Origin of the sequence: Paraburkholderia sp. RL17-373-BIF-A (genome assembly GCF_046030175.1) — a bacterium.
Classification (GTDB): domain Bacteria; phylum Pseudomonadota; class Gammaproteobacteria; order Burkholderiales; family Burkholderiaceae; genus Paraburkholderia.
In genome coordinates this window covers 22,511-48,883 of sequence record NZ_JARESO010000031.1, presented here as the reverse complement: position 1 = coordinate 48,883, position 26,373 = coordinate 22,511, and the positions used below count along the sequence as shown (strand labels likewise).

At 60.6% G+C, this 26,373-nt stretch carries 22 protein-coding genes; 7 read left to right on the top strand and 15 right to left on the bottom strand.

The features are described from left to right. Positions 1-29: 29 nt before the first annotated feature. Together P0D80_RS30920 and P0D80_RS30915 are read right to left on the bottom strand one after the other, a co-directional pair. On the bottom strand, positions 30-665 hold the full coding sequence (locus P0D80_RS30920) for a response regulator transcription factor (protein ID WP_408289560.1): 636 nt from the start codon (positions 663-665) through the stop codon (positions 30-32). 5 nt (positions 666-670) lie between these two features. After that, entirely contained in the window at positions 671-1,816 is a 1,146-nt protein-coding gene (locus P0D80_RS30915) for a sensor histidine kinase (RefSeq protein WP_408289557.1), read from the bottom strand. 1,697 nt (positions 1,817-3,513) lie between these two features. Between P0D80_RS30915 and P0D80_RS30910 the strand changes: the two genes are divergently transcribed. The 3 genes from P0D80_RS30910 to P0D80_RS30900 are packed head-to-tail and all read left to right on the top strand — an operon-like array spanning position 3,514 to position 5,532. After that, a complete protein-coding gene (locus P0D80_RS30910) occupies positions 3,514-3,810 on the top strand; it encodes a hypothetical protein (RefSeq protein WP_132383115.1) in 297 nt (98 codons plus the stop codon). 46 nt (positions 3,811-3,856) lie between these two features. Beyond that, positions 3,857-4,729: a DUF2092 domain-containing protein gene (locus P0D80_RS30905; protein ID WP_408289554.1), complete on the top strand. Its 873-nt coding sequence runs from the start codon at positions 3,857-3,859 to the stop codon at positions 4,727-4,729. Positions 4,730-4,740: 11 nt separating this feature from the next. Beyond that, entirely contained in the window at positions 4,741-5,532 is a 792-nt protein-coding gene (locus P0D80_RS30900; RefSeq protein ID WP_408289551.1) for a hypothetical protein, read from the top strand. A 177-nt stretch (positions 5,533-5,709) separates the two neighbouring features. On the opposite strand, the gene P0D80_RS30895 is transcribed toward P0D80_RS30900, so the two are convergent. The 6 genes from P0D80_RS30895 to P0D80_RS30870 form a co-directional block, all read right to left on the bottom strand. Further along, positions 5,710-5,994 carry a hypothetical protein gene (locus P0D80_RS30895; protein WP_408181868.1) on the bottom strand — a complete coding sequence of 95 codons (285 nt, stop codon included), beginning with the start codon at positions 5,992-5,994 and terminating at the stop codon, positions 5,710-5,712. A gap of 248 nt (positions 5,995-6,242) precedes the next feature. After that, entirely contained in the window at positions 6,243-7,004 is a 762-nt protein-coding gene (locus tag P0D80_RS30890) for a bestrophin-like domain (protein ID WP_408181870.1), read from the bottom strand. A 318-nt stretch (positions 7,005-7,322) separates the two neighbouring features. Beyond that, the gene (locus P0D80_RS30885; protein WP_408181871.1) at positions 7,323-7,709 is read right to left on the bottom strand and encodes a response regulator transcription factor; all 387 of its coding nucleotides are present in this window, start codon (positions 7,707-7,709) and stop codon (positions 7,323-7,325) included. Positions 7,710-7,874: 165 nt separating this feature from the next. Next, on the bottom strand, positions 7,875-8,498 hold the full coding sequence (locus tag P0D80_RS30880) for a response regulator transcription factor (protein WP_342960743.1): 624 nt from the start codon (positions 8,496-8,498) through the stop codon (positions 7,875-7,877). Then, on the bottom strand, positions 8,495-9,952 hold the full coding sequence (locus P0D80_RS30875; RefSeq protein ID WP_408289546.1) for an ATP-binding protein: 1,458 nt from the start codon (positions 9,950-9,952) through the stop codon (positions 8,495-8,497). Before P0D80_RS30875 ends, P0D80_RS30880 begins: the two co-directional genes overlap by 4 nt. Before the next feature lie 661 nt (positions 9,953-10,613). Next, the gene (locus P0D80_RS30870) at positions 10,614-11,294 is read right to left on the bottom strand and encodes a hypothetical protein (RefSeq protein WP_408181875.1); all 681 of its coding nucleotides are present in this window, start codon (positions 11,292-11,294) and stop codon (positions 10,614-10,616) included. Positions 11,295-11,740: 446 nt separating this feature from the next. Between P0D80_RS30870 and ppk2 (P0D80_RS30865) the strand changes: the two genes are divergently transcribed. Then, entirely contained in the window at positions 11,741-12,556 is an 816-nt protein-coding gene (gene ppk2, locus P0D80_RS30865) for a polyphosphate kinase 2 (protein ID WP_408289542.1), read from the top strand. 287 nt (positions 12,557-12,843) lie between these two features. Further along, positions 12,844-14,427, top strand: coding sequence for a DUF3300 domain-containing protein (locus P0D80_RS30860; RefSeq protein WP_408289539.1), 1,584 nt, complete (start codon positions 12,844-12,846; stop codon positions 14,425-14,427). Between the two features lie 761 nt (positions 14,428-15,188). On the opposite strand, the gene P0D80_RS30855 is transcribed toward P0D80_RS30860, so the two are convergent. The 4 genes from P0D80_RS30855 to P0D80_RS30840 form a co-directional block, all read right to left on the bottom strand. Continuing rightward, positions 15,189-16,529, bottom strand: a complete 1,341-nt coding sequence (locus P0D80_RS30855; RefSeq protein ID WP_408181879.1) for an ArsB/NhaD family transporter — start codon at positions 16,527-16,529, stop codon at positions 15,189-15,191. A gap of 17 nt (positions 16,530-16,546) precedes the next feature. Next, on the bottom strand, positions 16,547-17,581 hold the full coding sequence (locus P0D80_RS30850) for an amino acid ABC transporter substrate-binding protein (RefSeq protein ID WP_408181880.1): 1,035 nt from the start codon (positions 17,579-17,581) through the stop codon (positions 16,547-16,549). Between the two features lie 85 nt (positions 17,582-17,666). Next, the gene (locus tag P0D80_RS30845) at positions 17,667-18,662 is read right to left on the bottom strand and encodes a 2-hydroxyacid dehydrogenase (RefSeq protein ID WP_408181882.1); all 996 of its coding nucleotides are present in this window, start codon (positions 18,660-18,662) and stop codon (positions 17,667-17,669) included. Between the two features lie 53 nt (positions 18,663-18,715). Next, a complete protein-coding gene (locus tag P0D80_RS30840; RefSeq protein WP_408181883.1) occupies positions 18,716-20,308 on the bottom strand; it encodes an aspartate:alanine exchanger family transporter in 1,593 nt (530 codons plus the stop codon). Between the two features lie 647 nt (positions 20,309-20,955). Between P0D80_RS30840 and ppk2 (P0D80_RS30835) the strand changes: the two genes are divergently transcribed. Together ppk2 (P0D80_RS30835) and P0D80_RS30830 are read left to right on the top strand one after the other, a co-directional pair. Beyond that, on the top strand, positions 20,956-21,771 hold the full coding sequence (gene ppk2 / locus P0D80_RS30835) for a polyphosphate kinase 2 (protein WP_408181884.1): 816 nt from the start codon (positions 20,956-20,958) through the stop codon (positions 21,769-21,771). Between the two features lie 37 nt (positions 21,772-21,808). Beyond that, entirely contained in the window at positions 21,809-23,545 is a 1,737-nt protein-coding gene (locus P0D80_RS30830) for a SulP family inorganic anion transporter (protein WP_408289533.1), read from the top strand. Positions 23,546-23,633: 88 nt separating this feature from the next. On the opposite strand, the gene P0D80_RS30825 is transcribed toward P0D80_RS30830, so the two are convergent. Genes P0D80_RS30825 through P0D80_RS30815 form a run of 3 tightly spaced genes read right to left on the bottom strand, consistent with a single transcriptional unit; the run spans position 23,634 to position 26,350 of the window. After that, a complete protein-coding gene (locus tag P0D80_RS30825; RefSeq protein ID WP_408181887.1) occupies positions 23,634-23,975 on the bottom strand; it encodes a hypothetical protein in 342 nt (113 codons plus the stop codon). After that, entirely contained in the window at positions 23,975-24,889 is a 915-nt protein-coding gene (locus tag P0D80_RS30820; protein ID WP_408289529.1) for a DUF2950 domain-containing protein, read from the bottom strand. The genes P0D80_RS30825 and P0D80_RS30820 overlap by 1 nt, the downstream gene beginning before the upstream one ends. Positions 24,890-24,901: 12 nt before the next feature. Beyond that, positions 24,902-26,350 carry a DUF3300 domain-containing protein gene (locus tag P0D80_RS30815; RefSeq protein ID WP_408289526.1) on the bottom strand — a complete coding sequence of 483 codons (1,449 nt, stop codon included), beginning with the start codon at positions 26,348-26,350 and terminating at the stop codon, positions 24,902-24,904. Positions 26,351-26,373 lie beyond the last annotated feature (23 nt).

The window sequence follows — 26,373 nt, the reverse complement described above, 5'->3', positions numbered from 1 at the left end:
GACACGCCGGTCAGGCCGCTTGCAGCCGCTCAGCGATCCGCGTGTGAATGCGCGACGCCTGAAAGGCCGACCTTGTCCGCGATGCGAATGAGTTGGGCCAGCGATGTGACTTCCATCTTGGCCATCACGCGCCTGCGATGAACCTTGATCGTCTGTTCGACCGTTCCGAGTTCGCTTGCCACCTGCTTGTTCAGAAGGCCGATCACGACGAGTGACATCACTTCGCGCTCGCGCGGCGTCAACCGCTCGACGCGATCACGAAGCGAGTCGAACTCAAGCCGGGTCGCTCGCATTCGCACCGCGCACGCGAGCGCCTGTTCAATCGCTCGCAGCAGGTCAGTATCGGACACCGGTTTGGGCAGAAAATCGGTTGCCCCCGCTTTCATCGCGCCGACACCCATCGCGATGTCACCATGCCCCGTGATGAAAATGATCGGCAGCGCCGCATTGAGTTCGCGCGCCAGTTCCAGTCCGCTCAGATCCGGCAACTCGATATCCAGCACGAGGCACGCGGGACAGGCATCGACCGGCATCCTGTCGAGAAATGCGCGTGCCGAACCGAATGTCTCCACCCGATAGCCCGCTGACCGAATCAGACGCGCCAGCGCGCCGCACACGGAGTCGTCGTCGTCGACGACGAATACAAGCGAAGCAGAATCTGTCATGGTTTCTATCGCGACTCATCCTGCTCCGTCGCATTCCCAACAGGCAATGTGACAAAGAATGTCGCGCCTCGGTCAATGTTGTTTTCAGCCCAGAGTCGCCCGTGGTGCATGTCGATGATGGTGCGGCTAATCGACAATCCCAACCCGAGACCCTGGGGTTTTGACGTAAAGAATGGCTTAAAGATCTTGTCCAGCTTGTCGACAGTCAGTCCATGGCCGCGATCCCTGATAGCGATGCAAATCGTATTGCTGCTCTCGCGCATGAGCGTCACCGACACTACGCGGTCGACGGGCGGCATATCGTTCATCGCGTCGAACGCATTGAGCAGGAGATTGAGCATGACCTGCTGCAACTGCACCTTGTCGCCACGCACGGACGGCAGATCGTCCTCGACGTCGAGCGTCACGCGCGTGCCACGCACGATCGCGTCGCCGCGCACCAGCAGGACCACGTCGCGAATGATGCCCGCGAGATCGAGTGATACGACTTCCAGATCGCCCTTCTTGACGACCGCGCGAATGCGCCGGATCACCTCGCTCGCGCGATAGTCAGCCTGTACGATGTCGTTCAGGATCTCTCGCACTTCATCCAGATCGATGGGGTCCGCCGTGAGAAAGCGCTGCGCGGCCTGCACGTTGCTCAGGATCGCCGTCAGCGGCTGGTTCAGTTCATGGGCCAGAGATGCCGTAAGCTGGCCCACTGTGGACACGCGCGTCAGATGCGCGAGATCCCGCCGGTTGCGCTCCAGCTCGTATCGCTCGGTTCTGTCGACGATGATTGCGAGCGTTACGCTGCCGTCGTCGAAGCGAAACGCATTCAGACTGATCTCCACCTGAAATTCCGTGCCATTGTTGCGCCGCGCAGACAACTCGCGCAATGGCGTTCTTTCATGAGATTCCGGCAATGCGAACAAGTCGGCTCTGAGCGGAACATCGGTGTCGGCACGCAGAGCGGGCACAAGCAGCCCAACTGGCTTGCCTATCAACTGGTCGCATTCATATCCAAACAGCCGGGCGGTTTGCGGATTGACCATCAAAATCCGGCCGCGCTCGTCGAGCATCAGAATCGAAATAGGCAAAAGCGCGAGCGCCTCGCGAAAGTACGCTTCGCCGCTTCCTTTTTCCATCACGAGCACGTGAGAATCGTTCAACCCTGTGGATCGTCCGCCACTTTCATGAGACTGGCGGCGCACCGATCGTGCGGACGCCGCGGCATGGTCCCTCTCCGTTATCGGACGCTCCCCGCGCGCACGCTGACCTGCTTCCGGCAAAATCGCTGCTTCCGCCACTTGATGCTGCTCCACACGCCTCTCTCCCGACGAACCGGCTCGTGATACGACGTCGCGCGAACCGGCACCAGCGGACATCGTGAAAACCTGCGGACGCATTGCAGCCAGACACGCCATCGCGCGCTCGACATAATCCGCAAGATTTGGCGGTTTAAGACTACGGCTCGCTAGCGCAATTCGCCGGCGACTGGCAAACACCATCAACAGCCACAGAATGATGGCGGTTTCCAGAACAATGATCGCTGGCATGACGATGCTCATGACCGGGATTCCTCTCAAGAGCTTGCGCCGAGAGATGGGCTGACGGAAAAGCTCGCTCTGGATTTCGACGAGAGATAACGCGCCTGACCCGAAGGCTGATTTCGCCGCTACGTATATGTGCAGCAGGCCGGAAAGTCAGGATCGTGATTCGCTCGCCAACGAGTTTTTTCAGGCAGCGTGTTCGCCAGATTGTGGTCCGTCACTTCTATAGCAGGTCGCTTGCGACGATTCGGTGAAATCGGCCAGCGCAGGAGACAACGCACGCATGGCCAGCCGTATGACTAGCCAGGTAACTACTACACACGACATAGAACTGCCCGGTAAATCAATCGTAGTCCTGATGCAAGCATTAGTAAATGCCGAGTTCGTGCATTCTTCAATCGATGCAATAAAATGCCGATTCGCTAACGCTGAAACAACACCTGGATTGAACCAAAGGGCAATTGTTCACGCGCGGCGTCGCTTGTAATCTGAATGACGTGAGATTCGAATCAGCAAGGACCTGTTTTGCCCCGGCATCCGCACGTTACTGGTAAACCTGCATACGTCGGAATGGGAAAAGAAAACAATTAGATTCACCATTGATGTTATGTGCAGCGACGAGGTCCCGCTAGTGGCGATTGCATCCGCACAGAGAACCGCTTGATAAACGCACGCCGAGCAGGACGAAACGGGTCGTGCTCCATTGCTCAATGGCTCTATGGCTGATTGCGAATCAGTCTGCTCGCGCATGCCCGATACTGTACGGTTGCTACAAGGTATTCCCGCCTTGGGACAGTCATGACGAAGGCCCACCCTGTTATACCTCGACGTCCCTGTCAACGATGCCGAAGTAAGTGGCTAGCGAGTATGACGGGCCGGTGACAACGCTGCGCGTCCGCCAGTCGAACCTGGCAGCGCAGCGGCGCGCATGTTCAAGCGCCTCAAAACCATTGAGTCGTGCCTGCGTGAATTGGGCATCGTGCGATTCGACGTCGGCATGTATTGCTGCGAAGCGAGTGACATCCCGATGTTTCCCCTGGCAACGCCGGCTTCGCTGAACGCACCGACCCGATCGGTCACGTTCGGGCACGTTCGGGCACGTGTGACGAGGCCGCGGATTGCGCACACACGTTAGACCAAGGTTCAATATCGGTGTCCGCACAGGTCCCCTATTCTGTCTCTTGGGCACGCGCGTTTGATTGCCCTTTCCAGAGCTCGGCCTGCGGAAATCAGGAACCAGGTCAGTGTTACGAAAGCGGTGGTCGCGACACTTTTCCTCGCTGATAACCGTTTGATGGCTATGTGAGGGCGATGTCATGAACAAGCGTCTCTTATGCTTTGCGATCGCACCGGCGCTGCTGTTCGCGGGTACCGCAGCTGCGCAATACCCGGTTCTGGATATGGTTGCCGGCAAGCTCGTTCAAAAATATCAGCAATCGTCATGCGAGCAGTTGTGGCAGGAAAAGGCCCAGCAAAAAGGCCGGCCCAAGCCGGAGAAGGAACAACAGGCCGTAGAACTGCTCCGCAGCGATCCGCAGATGCGTGCCGCGTTCATCGACAAAGTGGCTGCTCCGATTGCCAGCAAGATGTTCGAGTGCGGCATGATCCCGTGATCATCGCCGGGTATGCCGCTGAACTGGACTACTCATCGAGGCCACGATGACCTACGCGAAATTCCTGTGCTGCGTGACCGTCGCCGCGCTTGGCCTGGGCATGATCGCGAGCGGCCACACCCAGCAGCCACAGAAAACACAGCACACGGCTAAGGCAGCGGCCAGGCCCGCGAAGGCTGCCGCTCCGGCGTTCCAGCCAGGACTCGAACCACGCGCGATCGAGGTGCTCAAAGCGGCGTGCGCCCGCCTGGCCGCCGCCCGATCGATGGCATTCACGGCCGTCGTCTCCTATGAGAGTCCGAGCCGCCTCGGTCCTCCCCTCGTCTATTCGACCAGATCGGAGGTGACACTGCAGCGGCCGGACAAGCTCAAGGTCATCACCCTCGGCGACGGGCCGCCCTCTGAGTTCTATTACGACGGTAAGGCGATGATGGCGTTCGAGCCGGCGGAAAACCTGGTTGCCGTCGCCGACGCGCCACCGACGATCGACGCCGCGCTACAGCTCGCCTACGATTCCGCCGCGATTTATTTCCCGTTTACCGATGTGGTCGTCGCGGATCCCTATAAGGACATTGCCGACGGACTGAAGGTCGCTTTCTATATTGGTCAATCGCGCGTGGTCGGCGATACGACGACAGACATGGTCGCGTATATCACCGGGGATGTGTTCGTGCAGATCTGGATCGGCACGCAGGACAAACTGCCGCGGCGCATCTATGCCGTCTACCTTAACGACCGGGCCAGGCTGCGTCACGTGCTGGAACTGTCCAACTGGCAACTCGATGTGACCGTCCCCGCGGATGCCTTTGCTTCGGCCAAAGCGACCGGTGCGGCGCGCATCGCGTTCGCGCGCCCGGACGAGACCGACGCCCCAGGAATGAAGCCGCCGCCAAAGACGAAGCCGCCAGGGACCCAATAAGGACACGCATCATGAAGACCGTTGTCATCCGTCTCCTGAGTGTGCTCGTTGCGGCGCTCGTCACCGATCCAGCCGGCGCGTGGTCGCATGCGAACTATCGCGGAGGTAGCACATCGCACGCGCCCGGTTCGGATTCCACAACCCGCAGCAATGCCTGGGGTGGCAGCGAAACGCACACATACGGGCAAGGCACGACCGCAACCGGCCGCTATGGCGGTACTGCGACCCACCAGGAAGGGTCGGGGCAAACGACCGCTACCAATCGTTACGGCGGGACCGCGACCCATACATATGGTCAGGGCACCACCGCGACCAGCGCTTACGGCGGCACGGCAACCCACGCTACGGGATCCGGTTACACGACGTACACGAGCTCATCGGGCGCGACGGCCTATCACAGTCCCTACTACGGTGCGACCTATCCTGCGTACCATCCGCCGGTCGTCGTGAATAACTACGGGTCCGGCTGCTACAACTGCGGCGGCTGGTCCACAGCAGGCGCAGCCGCCGCGGGCGCAGTAGTCGGTGTAGCAGCCGGCGCCGCCATTGCTTCGGCCAACACGGCAGCCGCGACATCGAACGCATACAACGCCGGTGTCGCGGCCGGCAGCGCCAATGCGTACAACACCGCTGCGGTTGCCAGCACACAGTTCGCGATGGGTTCGGTCTACGCAGCGCTGCCCGCGGGCTGTATCTCCCCAAAGGTTCAGGGTGGCACTTACTATTTGTGCGGCAATACGTGGTTCCAACCGTCCTATGGTGCGAATGGCGTCTACTACCGAGTGATACCGCCGCCCGCATAAACTGCCGCCGCTGACCCGGTGCATTCGCTCTCGCGAAGCATCCGGATAACCCGCGCCGCCGCGGCTGTGTGGGCAGAATCGGGGGACCGGCATGCTGGTGCGCGAGCGGCGCCCATAGCATTTGCAGCCGCGTCCGTTGAGATGAGCCGCTCCGCATTCGCATCCCATTTTCTATTTTTAATTGCAACCCTGACTGTTGGCGCTGCGATAGCATGTTTTTCCACTCGGGCTCTTGTAGACACCCTTGCCGTTCTTCGTCTTGGCCTCTCCACCCTTGCTGGTTTGCGTCGTCGTCACGCCGTTCTGATTCTTTTGAGCCTTCCACGCGTTGCCCGTATTTGCGTTATAGCCGCCGGCCGCTTGTGCGTTGTTGCACGCTGTCACGCCACGAGCGTTGGTGACGCACTCCGCGAACGCAGTCGAAGACAGCACTACACATATCAACATGAACAGAATCTTCATACTCACCTCCTGATGTGACCAGCGTGAGATTCTTGCGATTTCCTCCCGACGGGACGATGCGTCCGGACTGATGCATATTCCAGTTTAGTCGCATTCACTCCCGCGCATATTGCACTTCGAGTCCTCAAGTCCTATTGCGAGCAGCGATGATTCAGCCCCTTATACGTCAACTCGCACATCACGCTGGTTCAATCGCTGGTGAGTCTTGAACAGGTGACCAGCGAACAAATACCTCCGCGATCGAGTGGTCACTGCCCAAGTATGGTGAGCGCGGCGCGCATGGGTCCAAGGGAGACTCTGACTACCCCATCGAGCGGTGTGTTCATTTCCATGATCATGAAAATTGCGCCGGCCGCCGACAGCGCGCCCATGACCAGGACAGTGATCGTTGTGCCGTTGCGAGGGGCGAACAGGCCAAATGTGCCGAAAATGATGCCCAGCCACACCACCAGAACAACCAGTAACGGCGTGGGGATGGAGGCTTTCTCCTGGAGCAATGCCAGCCAGCGCGTGGTGTAAACTTCATCGACAATCTGCAGCGCCTTGGTCTGCAATTGACTTTGCGCTGCGTTGTGCGGCGAGAGGTTTTCCACCTGGCGTTGAAACTCTTCTGTCCTGGCTATTGCCTCCGGGCCAGTCATTCGCACGACTTGTGCCGCATCACCGTCAGCGAGTAACGCGATCGACGCAGCGGTGATGTGTTTAAGCTGGGCGCGGATATCGCGTGTCTCCGGTCCATATCTGGCCAGCACGCGATCAAGACGCACGATGTTGACGGCGCTATGTACAAGCTCCCCGTTCGTCGTGTCGAAAGAGCCTTTCGCCGATGATATGAGCAGACCAAGGACTAACGCGGCAAGAGTAGCGAGAAGGCCGGTCGTCAGCTTCACCATACTGATCGATTCGTCGCTTAAGTGGTGTTGCGGCAGCACGTCGCGCAGGTAGGAACATGCTAGTGCGCTGCCGAGAACAACGATGAATACAATCAGTGCGACGACGAGGTGGCTCATCCTGCGATCCTCCGTCCCGGATAATAGGGGTAAACGCCCCGGTCTTCGAAGCGACGCGTTTCCCGCGCCCGTGCTGCCGTGGGCCGACGTTCCTCGTGTTTCATGAAAGCGCACAACTGACGAAGCTTGGCCACACCCACCCCCAGTCCGCATCTTGCGCGGAGCACCGCAGTATGCAATTGAACCAAGGTCCAATAGCATACTGCGGTGGCGCGCCTATCTTTCTAGATCTGCGTCACTGTTATGGATGACCTGAAATGCGGATGGGCGGAAACGAAATCGTTGCTCGCCAAGATGTCAAAGGTTCATGAAAATGCTTCAGGTCAGCGGCGTACCGCCTACCGCCATTTCCACGGCCTTGATCAGGATGGCGCCGTTCAATGGTTTACGCAGATACGCGACAGCGCCTGACACAAGCGCGGTCTGCCGAGCGGAAAGCTCGTCGTGTGCGGTAATCATGATGATAGGCAGTCCGATCGGCGCAAGCTGACGCTGGACCTCCAAGCCGCTGATTCCCGGCATCTGGATATCCAGAACCACACAAGAAGGCCGATATGACGGAATCGCCGAAAGCGTGTCCAAAAACTCTTCACCACTGGAGAACGTTTCTGCCTCTATACCGACAGACTGCAGTAAACGCCTGATGGCGCGGCAAACCGATTCGTCATCGTCGACCACAGCAACGATTTGGTTGGGATTGACCATATTACGATGCGACCACGCAATCGCTCTCGCTAGTAGATTTTTGCAGCTTCAGCCTACCGGGAGATAGCAAAATGAGATATAGGGCTTTGGTCCACTAGCAGCGTCGACCACAGTGGTTGAGGCCGAGCAGGCATCGTATGAGGTGTCGATCAGACCGCGCGGGGATCACTCGTCGTCGGCCGCGTGCACACCGGCCTTTTCCGCGAGCCGAACGAGTTCGACAATTGATCTCGCCTTCATCTTCTCCATCACTCGGGCCCGATGAATCTTGATCGTCTTTTCGGCTGCGCCCAGATCGCTGGCAACCTGTTTGTTCAATCGACCTGTCAATACGAGCGCCATGACTTCGCGCTCGCGGCGCGTGAGATGATTAACCCGTTCCTCGATCTCCGCCCTTTGGGTTCTTTTCGCAAACTCTATACATGCGCGCTTAAGCGCACGATCTATCGCAGCGAGCATGAGCGATTCGCTTACCGGCTTGGTTAGAAAGTCGAATGCGCCGGCTTTCATCGCATCCACACTCGAGACGACGTCGCCGTGCCCCGTCAGAAACACGATGGGAAGGAGCTGATCAAGCTTGTGCTGCACCTCCAGCCCCGTCATGCCGGGCATCTGCAAATCGAGAACGAGGCAAGCGGGTGTGCTCGCCAGATCGGTTCTATCCAGAAACGCTTCCGGACTGTCAAAGCATTCGACGTGATAGCCCGAGGCGCGCAGCAAGCGGGTGAGTGCGCATCCTACCCGTTCGTCGTCGTCCACGACGAAAACACGGGTTGTGGGCTGGCTCATGGTGACTGTGGGCCGCAGCCCTGTCGCAAGCCGGTTCCCTGGGGCAGCGTTACGTGGAACGATGCTCCCTTGCCATTGTTGTTCTCCGCCCATATCCTGCCTCCGTGACCGGTGATGATCGTGCGGCTGATGGAAAGACCCAGCCCGAGTCCTTGAAGTTTGGTAGTGAAAAAAGCCCTGAAAATCTTGTCCATCTTGTCGACGGTCAGGCCCAGCCCGTTGTCTTTCACCGTAATCCGCACTCCTCCATCCGGTTCTTCGCGCACGGTTGTCTCGACCACACGTTCCGCGGGAGCACACTCCTTGACCGCATCGAAAGCGTTCAACAGCAGGTTCAGTACGACCTGCTGAAGTTGAACCTTGTCACCCCAAACCATCGCCAGATTTTCGGAAATGTCGAAGCGGGTGCGAACGCCGCGAGTCAGGGCGTCGCTATGCACAAGAACAGCAATGTCGCGTACGACGTTGCCGACGTCCAGCGGTTGCAATTCAATATCGCCTTTCCGCGCCAATGTCCGGATCTTCTGGATGACTTCGCTCGCCCGACGGTTATCCGTGACGATATCTTCTAGCGCGCCCCGGAGCTCCGCTTTGTCGGCAGTCTCCGACTCCATGTATTTCTGTGCCGCTTGCGCGTTGAACAAAATGGCGGTGAGTGGCTGCTTCAACTCGTGTGCAAGCGATCCGGCGAGCTCCCCCAGAGACGAAACGCGCGCCAGATGTACGAGTTCCTTCCGGTTTCGATCCACTTCTTGGGAGGCACTGCGATCCGATATTGCGATGATGCGCAGTACCTGGTCGTGAACCGTGTATTTCGTGGTATTGGTTTCCGCGGGAAAACCGACTCCATCACGCCGCCGCGCGACCAGCACCTGTGTCGTTGAAACGCCGGCGATTTGGCTTGCTTCGCCACGCTCTTCGACTTCCAAATGGTCGCCACCCACGCCACGAATCGGGAATAGAATCTCCGTCGACGCGCCGGCCAGCTGTTCTCTGGTGTAGCCGAACAGTTCTATCGTTCGAGCGTTCGCAAAGGTGATCTGATTCCGATGGTCGACGGTGACGATCGGGACCGGCATCATTTCAAGCGCCTCCCGCAAAGGAATCCTTGCGTTGAGCATCCGGCGCGTACCGCGGCCGCCTCCCAGTAACCACGACACGCACGTGACAACACGCCCTCTCCATCCCGGCGCCGAATCAGGATCCTCAAGGGGGTCGGCCGTGGCCTGCATGCTCGACACGCCAATGTCACAGTGAAGGGATGGGAGTAAGACCTGCGTCGACGTCGTTGAATGAGAATCGTGTCGTTCGCGAATCGTGGCGCCACTAGTTCGGAAAGCACGTATGTCGGGGGAAAAGCTTTGAAGAAAATAGCGTTGTTGTGCGAACCAAGCTATTGACGTTGTAACTACGTCTATCACCCGGTCTCTCCCCTGCATGATCGGATTGATCATCGGTATCTCCGTACCCAGTTCGCGCTGATTCAGCCAATACGGCTGCGGCGCCTGATCTACTGGATTCAACGACCTAGTTGACTTCGCGAAAGTTGCCGCGAACATCCGGCAAGGTAATAGCTGTAATTTAGTATAGGCCGCCGCAAATTATTTACCGGGGACTTTGCGTCATTTTTCCCGATCGGCAGGATCACTATAGGCCAAGGCATCCTGCATTTTCTGACATAGATCAGCAAATAGGGTAGACCCGAACAGTTTCATTTCGTACCCAGTTAATTATCACGATGTCATCCAGGTGGTTCGATGGCGCAAGCGCCGGTGTCGCGGGATCGACAAACTTCAAATATCGACGACGCTCGCGCACAACCGTTTTCTTCCATAGCGAACAGAAGTCTCGCGGGTTACATCGCACCGCAATCACCCGGGCGCCCATACAGGCTACAGGTGAAGCGAGGATGAATGAGCGCAAAGCTGAAGCAGTTTCTTGATCCTGATGCGTTTGCCTGTCGATGTATTCGTGCACTCTGGCTTCTATATGTGCATGCAGGGTACCCGTTCATTGTCGATCAACGTGACGGTCGAGAACGCGACGACTGCCCGAAGAAGCTCAACTCGTGCGGGTCAGGCGGGAGCTGGGCAATCCGGCGGAGCCGACCAGGCATCACCCACCCAATGCAATGATTGCCATGGTCAGCGCGACGCCGAGCGCAACCATCGCGCATCCTGTTTTCCATCCGCCGTAGCCGGCGTGGCGGCCTAGCGCCACGCCACTGGCAAATAACATGGCAAGGGTGAGTGCACGCGACACGATCAAGGCAGTCGGGACATCCCTGAACAGGATGAACGGCAATGCAACCGGAAACGTCGAGAAGACCACGATCAAGAAAATGCCCACCGCGCCGATGAAGTCATTGCGCACGAGGCGCGGGCGGTGCGGCAAAGCAGTGATGGCAGCGAGGCGCGCGCGGATGAGTTCCAGTTCCGTATCGGCAATCAAGGGTTTGATCCATCTTGGCAACGCGTCGCGAAGGGCGCGAACTCCGGCGGCCGCGTCCGGCTCGCTTCTTACCGTCGACGCGAGTGTGAGCCGTCTGCCGCGATTGGTCAGCGTGCGTATGAGAAACATCACAGCATCCGCCAGGCCCCACGCGAGGTTGCAGCCAAGTGCCGTGTAGAACATTTTTCGCCCAGCGTCTTCGCCTGCTGTCACGGCCGACACGGCGCCGACGAACGTCAGCGCCATAAACAGACCAAAACACAGTTCCGACACCCGGTCGACGGTATCCAGAACCGGCTCGCGCGCTTCGACGTCTTCCTCATCCGTCGGACCAGTAGCGTACATGAACTCTCCGATTGCGGTTAGCGCGTGATCGTACTCTGATCGTACTCACTACCCTGCCGAATCGGCACGTGGCGTTCGACACCTCGCGCCGAGCGAATGCCGTTGAGCGAGGAGGCCTCCTCTCGCGGATTGGAAACGGGCAATGCGGCGTAGCGAACGGGGAGCGCGGATATTCACGCTTCATCTAGCTGTCGGATGCGTGACGCTTGTACAGGTTCATCAGGATCGGATGACTACCCCGCCCTGCGGCATTCCGCGCGCGTGGCACGAATGTGGTTCCTCACCGCCTTCATCAGTTGACCACGAGCGCAGACTTGCAGCATACGGCGTTCGACGTGGCGACGATATTAGACCAAGGTTGTATGGCATTGCTTTACGCCGAGACCTACATTGGTAAGGGATCTTCGGAAAATTACTCAGGTCAACGTGCGCATGGAGACATGGTAATGGCGAAGACACAAGCGAAAAAAGACCCGTCCGGGACAGACAAAACGCTCTCCTACAAGGAGTATCGGAAGGCGTTGTTCCAGTTGCATGTCGAACTGGTCCGGCTCCAGGAATGGGTGATTCAAACAGGCAGCAAGATCTGCATCGTTTTTGAAGGACGCGATGGCGCGGGCAAGGGCGGCACCATCAAGGCGATCACCGAACGTGTGAGTCCGCGCATTTTTCGCGTCGTCGCGCTGCCCGCGCCGAGCGAGCGCGAAAAGAGCCAGATGTACGTGCAACGCTACCTGCCGTACCTGCCCGCCGCTGGAGAAGTCGTGATCTTCGACCGCAGCTGGTACAACCGCGCGGGAGTCGAGCGGGTGATGGGTTTCTGCTCCGATGAGGACGTGCAGAGCTTCTTCAAGGCGGTGCCGCTCGTCGAGCGGGCGATCGTCGGATCCGGCGTCATCCTGCTCAAATACTGGCTCGAAGTCAGCCCCGAGGAACAGACCCGCCGTCTTGAAGCACGCATCCACGACGGGCGCAAGGTGTGGAAGCTCACGGATATGGACCTGAAATCCTATAGCCGGTGGTATGACTACTCGCGTGCGCGCGACGCAATGTTCGAGGCCTCGGACACCGAGATCGCTCCGTGGTACGTGGCGAATTCGAACGACAAACGTCGCGCGCGGCTCAACATCATCAGCGATGTGCTTCACCGGATTCCCTACGCGGCGATGCCCCGCAGGAAAGTGACGCTTCCCAGCCGGCAAAAAGCGGACGGCTATGAGGAACCGCACTATCCGTTCAAGTACATCGCTGAGCGATTCTGACCTCGGGAGCTCACTGTAGACGAAGGCCATCGTTGCCATGAAACAGGAACAGTCGTCCCGCCGGGAAAAGCAAAATGGACCTCCACCACGGCGGTCGGCCCGCAGTTGGAAGACCCGGCTGTACCGATCGTACGGCGAGCACTAGTCCAATATGTATTCCATCATCTGCGCACAGTGCAACGTAGCCGCGCGCGACCAGTCACCGGATCATCCGCCTGATCATCCGCCTCGGTGAGATTGAAGCCCACGAACAACTCGCTGCCTGACGGAACGAACGGAGAGCGGCCATGACGAGAAGGATTGCACGGCTCTTAAGCATCAGCCTCGTCGTCGTGTTGACGGGCTGCCCATCGAAGCAACAGGATCAGCAGGCTCAGACGCAGCCCGCTTCAGCACCGGCCACAGCGCCGGCCTCTGCCCCGGTTGCAGCCTCTGTTGCGGCCGCAGCGTCCGTGCCACTCCCAGCCTCGGCGCCCGAGCCTCAGGCCCAGCAATTTCCACCGGAGGAAATCGAGGCGCTGGTCGCGCCGATCGCGCTCTATCCCGACTCGCTGTTATCGCAAATCCTGATGGCGTCGACCTATCCGCTCGAAATCGTGCATGCTGCCCGCTGGGTGAAAACGCACAAGGATCTGAAGGGTGAAGCTGCTGTGGAAGCGGTGCAGGACCAAGCGTGGGACGTCAGCGTGAAGTCATTGGTGGCATTTCCACAGGTGCTGGAACCAATGAACGACAAGCTCGACTGGACCCAGAGGCTCGGAGATGCGTTCCTTGCGAATGAAAAGGACGTGCTCGACGCTGTGCAGCGATTAAGGGTGCGTGCGCAAAAAGCCGGACACCTGACGTCTAACGCGCAACAGAAGGTGGTTGTCGAAGCGCCGGCCCCGAGCGAAGGCGGCCAGCGCCCACAAGGTGGCCAGACGCCGCAAACCATCGTGCGCATCGAGCCATCCAATCCCCAGGTCGTCTACGTGCCCTCCTACAATTCAACCGTCGTCTACGGCGGCTGGAGCGCTCCCGCTTACCCGCCGACCTACTGGCCGCCGTATCCGGCTTATTACCCCGGCGCCGCTCTTGCGACCGGGTTCGCATGGGGGGTCGGCATCGCGGCTGCGGGCGCACTCTTCGGCAATTGCAACTGGAATAACAATGACGTCAACATCAACGTGAATAAGGCCGTTAACATCGACCGCAATTTCGACCGTACCAAGGTAGAGGGCGGCAAGTGGAAGCACGACGCGGGACATCGTCAGGGGGTCGCCTATCGCGACAACGCGACGCGTGACAGGTACTCGAAGGGTACGCAGGGCGCCGACGCGCGACGCGACTATCGCGGTCGCACCGGCGGCGCTACCGAGCGTGCGAGCGTCGCCAACCGCGCGGAAGCCGGAAATCGCACGGGTCGCCAGAACAACGCGACCGCCGCCAACCGTACAGGCCGAACGAATACCGCGGGTGCCGGCGATCGGGCCAACAAGTCCGATCGAGGTGCTACAGCCAGCAATCGGGCACAGACGTCCAACCGCAACGCCGCAGCCGGCAATCGCGCACAGACGTCCGATCGAAGTACGGCGGCGAGCAATCGCGCACAGGCGTCGGATCGAGGTGCGGCGGCGAGCAATCGCGCGCAAACGTCCGCTCGTGCCGCTCCGTCAAACGCACAAACCTTTGACAGAAGCGGCGGCGGTTACTCGGGAGGTGGCCGCGACTCGGCATTCCAGGGCGTCGGCGGAGGCACCGCGACGCAGCGCGACTACAATCGCGGGCAAGCGAGCGCGCAGTCCTCGAACTATAACCGTGGGGGCGGCGCAGCCCGTGGTGGTGGCGGCGGTGGCGGAGGCGCACGCGGCGGCGGCGGCGGCCGGCGCTAGTTCGTCATACGAAGGGAAGCGATCCCAGCTGAATCAACATTTGATACGGCTTTTCTGGGCCCACTGCATAAGCGGCGTTCACCCGCGCAACTGTTGGAGAATCCGTTTCCACCTGCGAAGTGGGCGCCGAAGCGCTGCCTGGCTCGAGAATGCTCGACGAATGGTAAAGACAGATCCACTCGTGCTCGCCCGCGTTCGACATGTCGGTTTCGAGCATCCAGTTGACCCCGCACTGAAGACAGCGATATCTGCACACTTCGAGCGGGCGGCGACCCAGTGGACGCAGCCTCGTCGAACAGTCTGATTTCTGCAACTGTGGATGGGGCGCAGGAATAGCGCTTTGCAGCATTCTCTCGCACGCGTCGCAAAACATGGGAGTCAGGATCGCAGAAGAATGACGGGACAACTATAGCACTGGGGATTGCGGGGTTGGGCGGCTAGTCTCGCTACGTGGCTTGCGTAGCTGGGAACACTGCGGCGGCTACTTCTCCTCAGTCGGTTCAACGCGAGAACCTGGCTCCACGGACAACGAGGGTCACGCGTCACCGGCGCGGCCAGGAAATAAACAGTCATCGCGCGCGAACTGATCGATGCGTCGACAGGGTTGCACGCGCAGTGGCTGTGAACTGCACGCGAGGCCTCGCGTACGTTGCGCGCAGATGTTCAACAAAGACGCCCGCCCCTCGAAACGATCCAGCCCAGATCCTGCGGATCCACACGCGGTGTCGAAGCCGCCCTGCCCCCATGGTCAGTTTCGCGAGTCAGTGCGAGACCCGCGCCAGCACGAGCACGTAGAGCGCAGACGCTGCGAGCTGCACAAGTGTCACAGGCAGTCCATAGCGCAGAAACGTCGCGAACGTCACGGGCCTGCCTTCGCGTGCGCAGATACCCGCCGATACGATGTTCGCGGCCGCACCGATGAGTGTGGCGTTGCCTCCGAGCGTCGCGCCGAACATCATCCCGACGAACACCGGAATGGTGACTGGCGGCCACTGGGTGAACTGGTCGGACAACGCGATGTCGGGTACGAACTCCGCCGCCACCAGGTATCCCTTGACCATCACAATGGACGCCGCTGCAACCGGTACGTTGGCGAGCAACGACGACAGCAGTCCAATTCCGGCAATCATCACCAGAGCGACGAGCGACAACTGGGTGCCGAATTGCTGATAGAGCTGGAGTGCCATGACCTGAAGCAGACCCGTCCTGGTCATCGCCTGAACCAGACAGAAAACCGCGCCGAGGAACACCAGTGTCTTCCAGTCGACCTCCCGCAGCACGCTATCGGTAGACTCGACCCTGGACGCGTAGCCGACCAGCAGCGCCAGTGCGCTGGCAATCAGTGCAACCGCCGGCGGAACGATGCGCGTAGGCAAGTCCTCGCCGAACACGAACAGCGCCATCATCGTCGCGAGCACGACGAGCGACACGCCCGCATAGATAGGCCGCTGGAGCCGCGCACGCGGCTCACGGGCCGGCAAGGTCCGCCGGATCTGCCATATGTCGCGCATCAGGAGCGGAAGCATCGGCACCACGACCCCAACGGCGACGACACCGCCCAGGCTGACGCGCCGCAGGTACTCTCCAAACGTCATGCCGATCGAACTGCCGACGAGGAACGTCGCCGGATCGCCGACCAGCGTGAGCAGTCCGGCTGAGTTGCTGACGATGGCGGTCAGCACCATCGGAGCGACGATGTCCACCTCGAGCGCCACGGCCACGCGGATGATGATGGGGGCCAGCAGGACGACCGTGGTCGCGTTCGGCAGGAACGCGCACAGCGGCGCGACAATCGCAATCAGGAGCAGCAGGAAGCGCTTACCGCTTCCGCCGGTGGCCCGCAGATACAGGTCGCCGACCAGGTCGAACAGGCCCGTGGATGACAGGATGCGCGCGACCACCATGCCGCCGAACAACAGACTGATCGGACCCGCGGCGGTTCGGGCCGCGCTCAGCATGTCCTGTTCGTCGAGTATGCGCAGCGCGATCAGAACGCTCACGCCGACAAGCGCGGCGACGGCCATATCGATCACGTTGAACGCGATCACCAGTATGACCGTCGCGAACACGCCGAGGACAATATAGACCTGCAGTTCGCTCATGACGCGCCTCGCTGGGTTCAGCGCATCGGCGGCGCATACATCAGCCCGCCATGCGTCCACGATTCGTTGATCCCGCGTTCGAGCCGCAGCGGACTGCGCGCGCCGAGGTTTCGGTCAAACATCTCTCCATAGTGACCGGCGCTTCGCAACGCCCGAAGTGTCCACTCGGGTTCGACACCGATCGCGCGGGCGACTGTATCGTCGGGAACAAGCGCCTGCCGAACAAGGGGATCGCTCATCCGTTCCTGCACGTTCTCAGAGGTCACGCCCAGTTCTTCTGCTGCGATCAGCGTGAACAGCACCCAGCGCACGAGAATCAGCCAGGAGACGTCACCGCCCTGGACAACCGGGCCAAGTGGCTGTTTCGAGATCCGCTCCGGAAGGATGACGACCGATGCCGCGCCGCCTGGCGCATGCAAGCGTATGGCAGTCAGATAGGACGCGTCGGCCGTGTATGCGCTGCAACGCCCGGCGAAGAACGCCTGTTCCAGTTCAATCGCGGATTTCAGCACGAGCGGCTTGATGTCGAGCCCGTTCGCCGCCGAGTAGGCAAGCAGATGTTCTTCGGTGGACGTGTCCTTCTGTACGCAGACCGTGGCACCCTTGAGCGAGGCAACCGACTGTGCTCCGCCCCGCCCCGGCACCATGAATGCCTGGCTGTCGTAAAACAGAACACCCGCGAACTGGACCTTGAGAGCCCCTTCACGAAGCAGGGTCCACGTTGTGTTGCGCGCGAGCAGATCGACCTCACCCGTCAAAAGCGCCGGAAAACGCGCTGACGCCGTGAGCGGAACAAATGCGACCCGTGCGGGGTCGCCGAGGGCGGCGGCCGCCACGGCGCGGCAGAAGTCGACATCGATACCCGACCAGTGTCCCGCGGCATCCCGTACGGAAAAGCCGACAATCCCCTCGCTAACGCCGCAGCGCAGCGCACCGCGCGCCTTCGCAATCATCAGGGTTTGCCCGTCCGCCGCTTCGACTCGCGACGGCAGGCACATCACAGCGAGCAGCAGCAGCCATATCGCCCTCACGATTCGGCCTCTCGTTGCCATGACGTCATCCCTCCGTCCGTGTGGCGTGATGCTGTGCGCGATGTTCTATTCACCCTCATCGTCGAACGAACGCCTGAGGTGAGGTTCAGGATGTCCTGATTTCGTTCGAAAGCGGTTGGCCCGTTTCGAACTCGGTGACGCTTCGCAGGGTTGTTTGGCAAATCGTCGTCACGGCTTCACGCGTGAGGAACGCCTGATGACCGGTAACGATGACATTCGGGAACGAGATCAGGCGTTGAAGCACATCGTCGGTAATGATGGTGCTGGAAAGGTCGCGAAAAAAAAGTTCTGCTTCCTGCTCGTACACGTCGAGCGCCGCCCCTCCCAGTTGCCCGCTTTTGAGTGCCTCGATCAGCGCTTCGGTGTCCACCAGCCCACCACGACTGGTATTGACCAGCAATGCCCCGCGCTTTGCCCTGCCCAGACTGTCGGCATTGATGATGTGAAAGGTTTCCGGAGTCAGCGGGCAGTGCAGCGAAATGATGTCTGCGCTCGAACCAATTTCCAGTGGACGCGCGTAGCTGGCACCTAACGCCTCGAATTCGGGTGACGGGAATTTGTCGTAGCCGATGACCTTGCATCCAAAACCAAGCATGATCCTGGTGAAGACACGGCCAATCTTGCCTGTACCGACCACGGCCACTGTCTTGCCGCAAAAATCAAAACCCATCAGCCCGTCCAGCGCAAAATTGGAATCTCGCGTTCGGTTATAGGCCCGGTGGATCCGCCGATTGATCGCCAGCAGCAATGCAACCGCATGCTCCGCAACCGAGTTGGGCGAGTAATCCACGACTCGAACCACCCTCACCCCGAGACGGTCGGCGGCTTTGAGATCCACGTTATTGAAGCCGGTGCAGCGCAGCGCGACGAGGCGTGTTCCCCCGCGCTTGAGTGCGTCGAGGACCGCTGCATCCGCAGTGTCGTTGACGAAGATACAGACGGCGTCATTGCCCGTGGCAAGTTCGACGGTTTCCAGTTCTAACGGGTCGTCGAAGTATTTGAGTTGATGGCCCTCGGTAACGTTCGCGGCATTGAGAAATTCGCGATCGTAGGGCTTGGCGCTGAATACGGCAATTTTCATCGCGTGTCTCCCGGTTTCATGGAGGTCCGGCTTTTCGCCAAAAGCCTGGTCGGCTATCCACCGACCAATGCAACAGCGATCTGCGCGAACAGGATTTTCACAATAGTCATCGAAGGAAAAATCATTGCGTAACCGACGTCCGGCCTGTCTGTGGGAGCAACGCGATTGGCGAAGGCCAGGATGGCCGGATTCCCCGTCGCGCCGCTGATGATTCCCACCGTCGCGTCAAACGGCAGCTTGAAAACCCACAGGCAGAAGAACGCTGTAATCAGCACCAGTGCGAGAAGAATCGCCACGCCACAGAGGAGAAACGAAATGCCGGTCGCGCCGACTGTCGCAAAGAACTTCGGCCCGGAAGCGATCCCCACCTGGGCGAGAAAGATCGTCAGGCCGAAATTGCGCAGGACCAGATTGGCCGAGAGAGGCATGGTCCAGACGAATGGTGGAGAGCGGCGAATCTTGCCGAGGTAGAGCGCAACCAGCAGCAGCGCAGCCAGCCCCAGGGTCAGCTTGCCGACCCCCGGAATAGGGATCGGGATCATGCCGATGAGTAGTCCCACGGCTGCGCCGGCGCCGATGGAGATGAAGCTTAGCTCCGCGGTGCCCTTGATAGAGTCGCCGAAGAATCTACGGATCGCCTTCATCTGAGCTCGATTGGCGAGCAGGCCGACCCGGTCGCCGAACTCGAGGATCAGGTCGGAACTGGGCAAGATGTCGGCATCACCTCTACGTACATGAGCAATCGAGCAGATCACGCCTTCAGGGAAGGCGATGTCCCGAAGCGATCGCCCCACCACGGCCCGGCTCGACGCAAATACGCGCGCATAGTCGAGATCCTCCCGGTGACTGGTCATCCTCCCCGGCTGCAGTTCTCCGACAAGAGCGGCTGCGTCCTTGAGCATCGCGGGGTCCATAGAAGTGGCAAGCAGGACATCATCCGTGTGCAGGACGAGGTCGTCCCCAGGCAGGAGATTGTGGTGTTCGCGACGCACGGCCGCGATTGCCACACCGGCCGGCAGTCGTGCCGTCAACTCGGAAAACCTGAGACCGATGAATGCGCCGTTTTTCAGCGCAATTTCAGCGGTTTCTATGAGCTTTTCCGGCGGCTGCTCGACCTTCACTTTTAGCAGTGCGCTAAGCATGTAAATGAGCAGGATGGGACCTGCAACGCCGAACGGGTAGGCTACGCTATAGCCGACAGCGGCGCCGTCGCTTTTTGTCGCTGCGATGATCGCCTGCAAGGTCGCTGTGCTGGTACCCGAGCCCGCGAACATCCCGAGTGATTCATCGAGTTTGACGCCAAACATCGGAACGAGAGCCAAAGACACGAATCCCGCGCCAACGACTCCCAGAGCGGCTGCCGCATTGGCGCGCAGTCCATCGGCGCTGGTGAGGCCCTTAAAGAACTGGGCCCCGTACTGGATGCCGATGCCATAAAGAAATAGCAGCAAACCAAGGGTTCCGAGAAGGGCAGGCGGTGACGACTTGGGTGCGAATCCTCCGATCACCAGTCCCACGAAGAGGACCGCGCCCGATCCGAGCGAGACGCCCTTTATGCTGAACTCGCCCACGACATAACCCAATCCGATAGTCAGGAACAGCGTGAACAACGGCTGAGTTTCGAGCAGAGCCCTGAGTGTATCCATAACGGCCTCGTTGTTAGACGACCGGCACGATAGCGCGACGATGCAAAGAAGAACTTACTCCCACGTGCTCAGGATTCGATCGGGCTGCCGTGTCTGCATGGCATGTGCACGCGGTGTGCTGCTCGACGGATACTGGCAGCGCCTGACACCGGTCAGGGCAAGGCCGGCTTGAGCGAATAATGTTCGATGCTGGGACCCCGCGCGACAATGGCCGCACTCTTTCGAATTTCCTCCCGAGCGCCGGGCAGGTCGATCAGCGAGTGTTGAGCACCGCACAGCACGGTCTCAAGCTGAATGGGATCGCCTGTCCAAGCCAGCCGGCGACACATGGGAAACCGTGGCGCATCCGTGAACAAGCCCGCCAACATTCCAATACGGCAACACCGGCGCCCGGTGTTCCGACAGCCGCTGGAAATGCCACATCGAGCGGCGTGTGCCTGGTGCGATGGCGGCGATCGAACCGAACCATGCCGGTGACATGGCGACCTTCGGATCGGCTGACTACGAGCAGACGCTTGCAGCATACGGCGTTCGATGTGGCGACGATATTGGACCAAGGTTGTATGGCGTTGCTTCACGCCGAAGCCTACATTGGTAGGGGATCTTCGGAAAATTACTCAGGTCAACGTGCGCATGGAGACATGGTAATGGCGAAGACACAAGCGAAAAAAGACCCGTCCGGGGCAGACAAAACGCTCTCCTACAAGGAGTATCGGAAGGCGTTGTTCCAGTTGCATGTCGAACTGGTCAGGCTCCAGGAATGGGTGATTCAAACAGGCAGCAAGATCTGCATCGTTTTCGAAGGACGCGATGGCGCGGGCAAGGGCGGCACCATCAAGGCGATCACCGAACGTGTGAGTCCGCGCATTTTTCGCGTCGTCGCGCTGCCCGCGCCGAGCGAGCGCGAAAAGAGCCAGATGTACGTGCAACGCTACCTGCCCTACCTCCCCGCCGCTGGAGAAGTCGTGATCTTCGACCGCAGCTGGTACAACCGCGCGGGAGTCGAGCGGGTGATGGGTTTCTGCTCCGATGAGGACGCGCAGAGCTTCTTCAAGGCGGTGCCGCTCGTCGAGCGGGCGATCGTCGGATCCGGCGTCATCCTGCTCAAATACTGGCTCGAAGTCAGCCCCGAGGAACAGACCCGCCGTCTTGAAGCACGCATCCACGACGGGCGCAAGGTGTGGAAGCTCACGGATATGGACCTGAAATCCTATAGCCGGTGGTATGACTACTCGCGTGCGCGCGACGCAATGTTCGAGGCCTCGGACACCGAGATCGCTCCGTGGTACGTGGCGAATTCGAATGACAAACGTCGCGCGCGGCTCAACGTCATCAGCGATGTGCTTCACCGGATTCCCTACACGGCGATGCCCCGCAGGAAAGTGACGCTTCCCAGGCGGCAAAAAGCGGACGGCTATGAGGAACCGCACTATCCGTTCAAGTACATCGCTGAGCGATTCTGACCTCGGGAGCTCACTGTAGACGAAGGCCATCGTTGCCATGAAACAGGAACAGTCGTCCCGCCGGGAAAAGCGAAATGGACCTCCACTACGGCGGTCGGCCGGCAGCGTCCGCCTGCCCTTCCCGGAATGGATTGGCGACTACAGGGCAGCGTGGCTGAGGCCCGACATCATTGCCGGCCTGACGCTAGCCGCGGTGGTGATCCCGAAGGCACTGGCGTATGCGACCATTGCCGGCCTTCCGGTTCAGGTCGGGCTATACACCGCCTTCGTTCCCATGTTGATCTACGCTTTGCTGGGATCTTCGCGTGTCCTCAGCGTGAGTACGACGACCACGATCGCAATCCTGGTCGCGGCGGCACTCGGCGGTGTGGCGTCCGCGAACGATCCGGCCAGCCTGCTGACGGCTTCGGCGACGCTGACATGCCTGGTAGGGGCGATTCTTATCGTAGCGAGACTGCTCCGGCTGGGCTTCATCGCGAATTTTATTTCCGAACCGGTGCTCATTGGCTTCAAGGCCGGCATCGGAATTGTCATCGTCGTGGACCAGGTGCCGAAGCTACTCGGCATCCATTTTCAGAAAGGCGCGCTGTTTCACAACCTGCTCGCCATCGTTCATGAGATCCCGCAAACGTCCTGGGCCACAGTGGCCGTCGGCGCGGTCATGATCGTCCTGCTGGTCGCCATGGAGCGCTTCCTCCCCCGTGCGCCCGCACCCCTGGTCGCGGTGGCGGCCGGCATTGCCGCCGTGAAACTGTTCGCCTTGCCGGCGTATGGTGTGGCGACGGTGGGCCACGTCCCCACGGGACTGCCTCCCTTTACGCCGCCGGATCTGCAGATGGTGACGATGCTTTGGCCCCCTGCGCTGGGCATAGCACTCATGAGCTTTACCGAATCCATCGCGGCAGGACGGGCGTTTGCGCAAAGCGGCGAGCCGACTCCACAGCCGAACAGGGAATTGCTGTCGACGGGACTGGCAAACCTCGGCGGCGCTTTCTTCGGCGCCATGGCCGCTGGCGGCGGGACGACGCAGACCGCGGTGAACCGGCTCTCGGGTGCGCGATCCCAACTTTCCGGACTGGTCACCTCGCTAGCCGCGCTCGGCACAATGCTCGTTCTGGCACCGCTCATCGGGTTGATGCCGGAGGCGACACTGGCAGCGGTAGTCATCGTCTATTCGATCGGACTGATCAAGCCGGCAGAATTCCGGGAGATCCTCAAGGTACGTCGCACGGAGTTCATCTGGGCGCTGGTCGCGCTGGTCGGCGTGGCCGTGGTCGGCACGCTCGAAGGGATTGTCGTCGCGATCATCGTGTCGCTGGCCGCGCTCGCTCATCAGATGTCGGACCCGCCGGTTTATGTACTGGGCAGGAAGCCCGGCACGAACGTCTTCCGTCCGCGCTCGACCGACAACCCCGCCGACGAGACCTTCCCCGGCCTACTGATGCTGAGGCCGCAGGGACGCATTTTCTTTGCCAATGCCATGCGCGTCGGAGAGAAGCTGAGACTGCTAATTGCCGAGCCCAAACCGAAAGTGGTGGTGCTCGATCTCTCTGCTGTATTCGACTTCGAATACACGGCATTAAAGATGCTGACCGATGCGGAAAGGAAAATTCGTGAGGAGCAGGGAGTCGTGCTCTGGCTAGTCGGTCTCAATCCCGACGTGCTCGCGATGGTGCGGCGCTGTCCGCTGGGAGAGGCGCTCGGAAACGACAGGATGTTCTTCAACATGGACATGGCGGTTGCCAGGTATCAGACCGACCAGGCTCACGATTAGCACCACCCATCCAAATCGGCAAAGCGACACGTTAGATTGACCGCACGTTGCGTGCATGGCGCGAGGCTTCGCCCTACCCTGGCCTCGCTCATCGTCCCATACGACGGTCGTAGCTGCGCGAGATGCGCTGAAGCAAAGTCGGGTCGCGTGCGTCACTGGAGTCGAACCGCACCTGTACGCTCCCATCGGCCTGCTGGCGCACGCCGGCCGTCACGATGACGCTGCCGAAATTTCCAACGACGGTGCCGTTCGCCGGATCCTGTACGGTAATGGCCAGGCCTTCGTCGCGCATGGCGCCTGCCGCGGCGGCAAACGAGCGATCGTAACTGGCTGGCGTCATCACCACCGTGCCGGCGGGGACCGCGTAGTAAGGGCATGCCGATAGCGCGACGAGCACGCCGCAGGCAGCCGCGAGTAGAAGAAGGCGCATCAATGTGCCACCTGCGCCCATCCGGGGCCGGGGTCGAATGACTGCATCGCCGCAGCTTTCTTCGCGCTGTCGGGGCCAAGATCACGCTCGTAGACCTGCCCGTCGTGACTGACCATGAAGCTCTTGATGCCGGTATCCCCGTAGCGAACAGGCCAGGCAACGACGGCGAAGCCGCCAAAGAGCTTGCCCTTGGCAACGTAGTCGTACGCCCCGCCAAGGGCGTGAGGGCCCTGCGACGTGAGCAGCTTGTAGTGGTAGCCGTAATAGCCTGCCTGCCCGGTGCGCGCGCCCGCCGTCACGAAGGCGGCCCCAAGCGGGCTTGGCTTGTCATCGGGGCCGGTTGGCCAGTACAGGCCGTCCTGCTTGCCGGGCGAGCTCGACAGCTTCTTCGCATAGGCGAGCACGCCACTGCCGTCATGGTCCGTCTCGGCGTATTCGCGCTGCGCATCGTAGACCGCCAGCATTGTCTGGATGACGGCAAGCTCGTTTCGGCCAATGCGGCGCAAGCGCATTTCCTCGACTCCGGCGCGCGTGTCGAAATGCCAGCCTTTGGCCGATTTCACGATGGGGATGGGCAGAGTCCAGCCATCGTTGCCCACCAGGATGTCGGCACGTTCGCTGTCCGTCGCCTGAATCGCATGCGACGTGTCCCAGGCCTTCAGAAAGCGGCTTCGGATCTCGGCGCCGACCGGCGGGATGAGTTCCCGAAAGTCGACGCCCAGCAAAGCCCTTAAACTTGCCTCGTCGTTATTGGCAACAGCGTGGCCGAACGCCGTCATCGCCTCTTCCGGCGACTTGAAGTCCGTCTGCGCGTATGCAGCAGGAGGCGCCCCGAAGCAGAGTGCCAGCGCAACCACGACTGAACCGCCGATCGCGGCGAGCCGAGCCGCAGGAAATCGTAGTAATGACTTCATGCTCGTGCCTCCCTAGCGTCTGCCACGTCCGCCACCACCCGAGCGCATCCCGCCCCCGCCGCCCGATCTGTTGAAGCCCGAAGACCGCGCGCTGGCTTGGCCCCGGTTGAAGTCTCGCTGTGAGGCGCCACCGCCACCCACACCCTGGAAGGCACTGTCGCGCCCGGCTCCGGTACCGGCCCGATCGGACACTGCCGCGCGATTGCCGGCACCGGCAGTATTCCCTCCGTCAGCACGATTGCCGACGCCTCCAGTCGGCCCTCCACCAGCGCGGTCGCCCACGCCGGCGTTGTTCGCGCCACCTGCGCGGTCGCCTACGCCGGCGTTGTTCGCGCCACCTGCGCGGTCGCCTACGCCAGCGTTGTTCGCGCCACCTGCGCGGTCGCCCACGCCGGCGTTGTTCGCGCCACCTGCGCGGTCGCCCACGCCGGCGTTGTTCCCGCCACCTGCGCGGTCGCCTACGCCGGCATTGTTCGCGCCGCCCGCGCGGTTGCCGGCGCCGGCCCGGTCGCCTGCGTCACCGGTGCGGCCACGGAAGTCACCGCGCGCGTCGGCGCCGGAGACATTATTGGCGAACTTCTCGCGGGACGCGTTATCACGGTAGGCGACGCCCTGACGATGGCTGGCATCATGCTGCCACTTGCCGCCGCCCTGAACTTTGGTGCGATCAAAGTTGCGATCGATATTGGCGGCCTTGTTGACGTTGATATTGACGTCTCCACCACCCCAGTTGCAGTTGCCGAAGATTGCTCCCGCGGCGGCAAGGCCGACGCCCCAGGCAAATCCAGTGGCGAGTGCGGCGCCGGGATAGTAAGCCGGGGACGGTGGCCAGTAGTACGGAGGATAGGTCGGATAGCTCCATGCGCCGTACACAACGGTCGGGTTGTAGGCCGGCACGTAGATCACCTCCGGGTTCGCCGGCTCGATGCGCACGATGGTCTGCGCGGCTTGCCCACCCGCCGGCGCAGGCTCCGAGATCACCTTCTGTTGCTCATTGGACTTCAGGTTGCCCGATTTCTCAGCGCGCGAGCGCAGTCGCTGTACCGCAGCGAGCACGTCGCTTTCCTGCGCGAGGAAGGCGTCGCCCAGTTTCTGGGTCCAGTCGAGCTTGTCGTTCATCGGCTCGAGTACCTGCGGAAACGCGACCAGCGATTTCACGCTGACATCCCAAGGCTGCCCCTCTACCGCCTTCACTGCGGCGTCGCCCTTTATGTTCGGATTGGACTTGACCCAGCGCGCGGCATGCACGATCTCCAGTGGATAGGTGGAGGCCATCAGTACCTGAGATAAAAGAGAGTCGGGATAGAGTGCGATTGGTGCAACCAGCGCCTCGATCTCCTCTGGCTTGAAGGTCGGCTGCTGCGGTGGATTCTGGGCGCTCACGCCATTCGAACCCATCATCACGACAGCGACGAACCATATGCAGACCGCTTGCGACAGTCTTTCACTCCACCGATTCATGGCTACTCCCTCCAACCCACAAC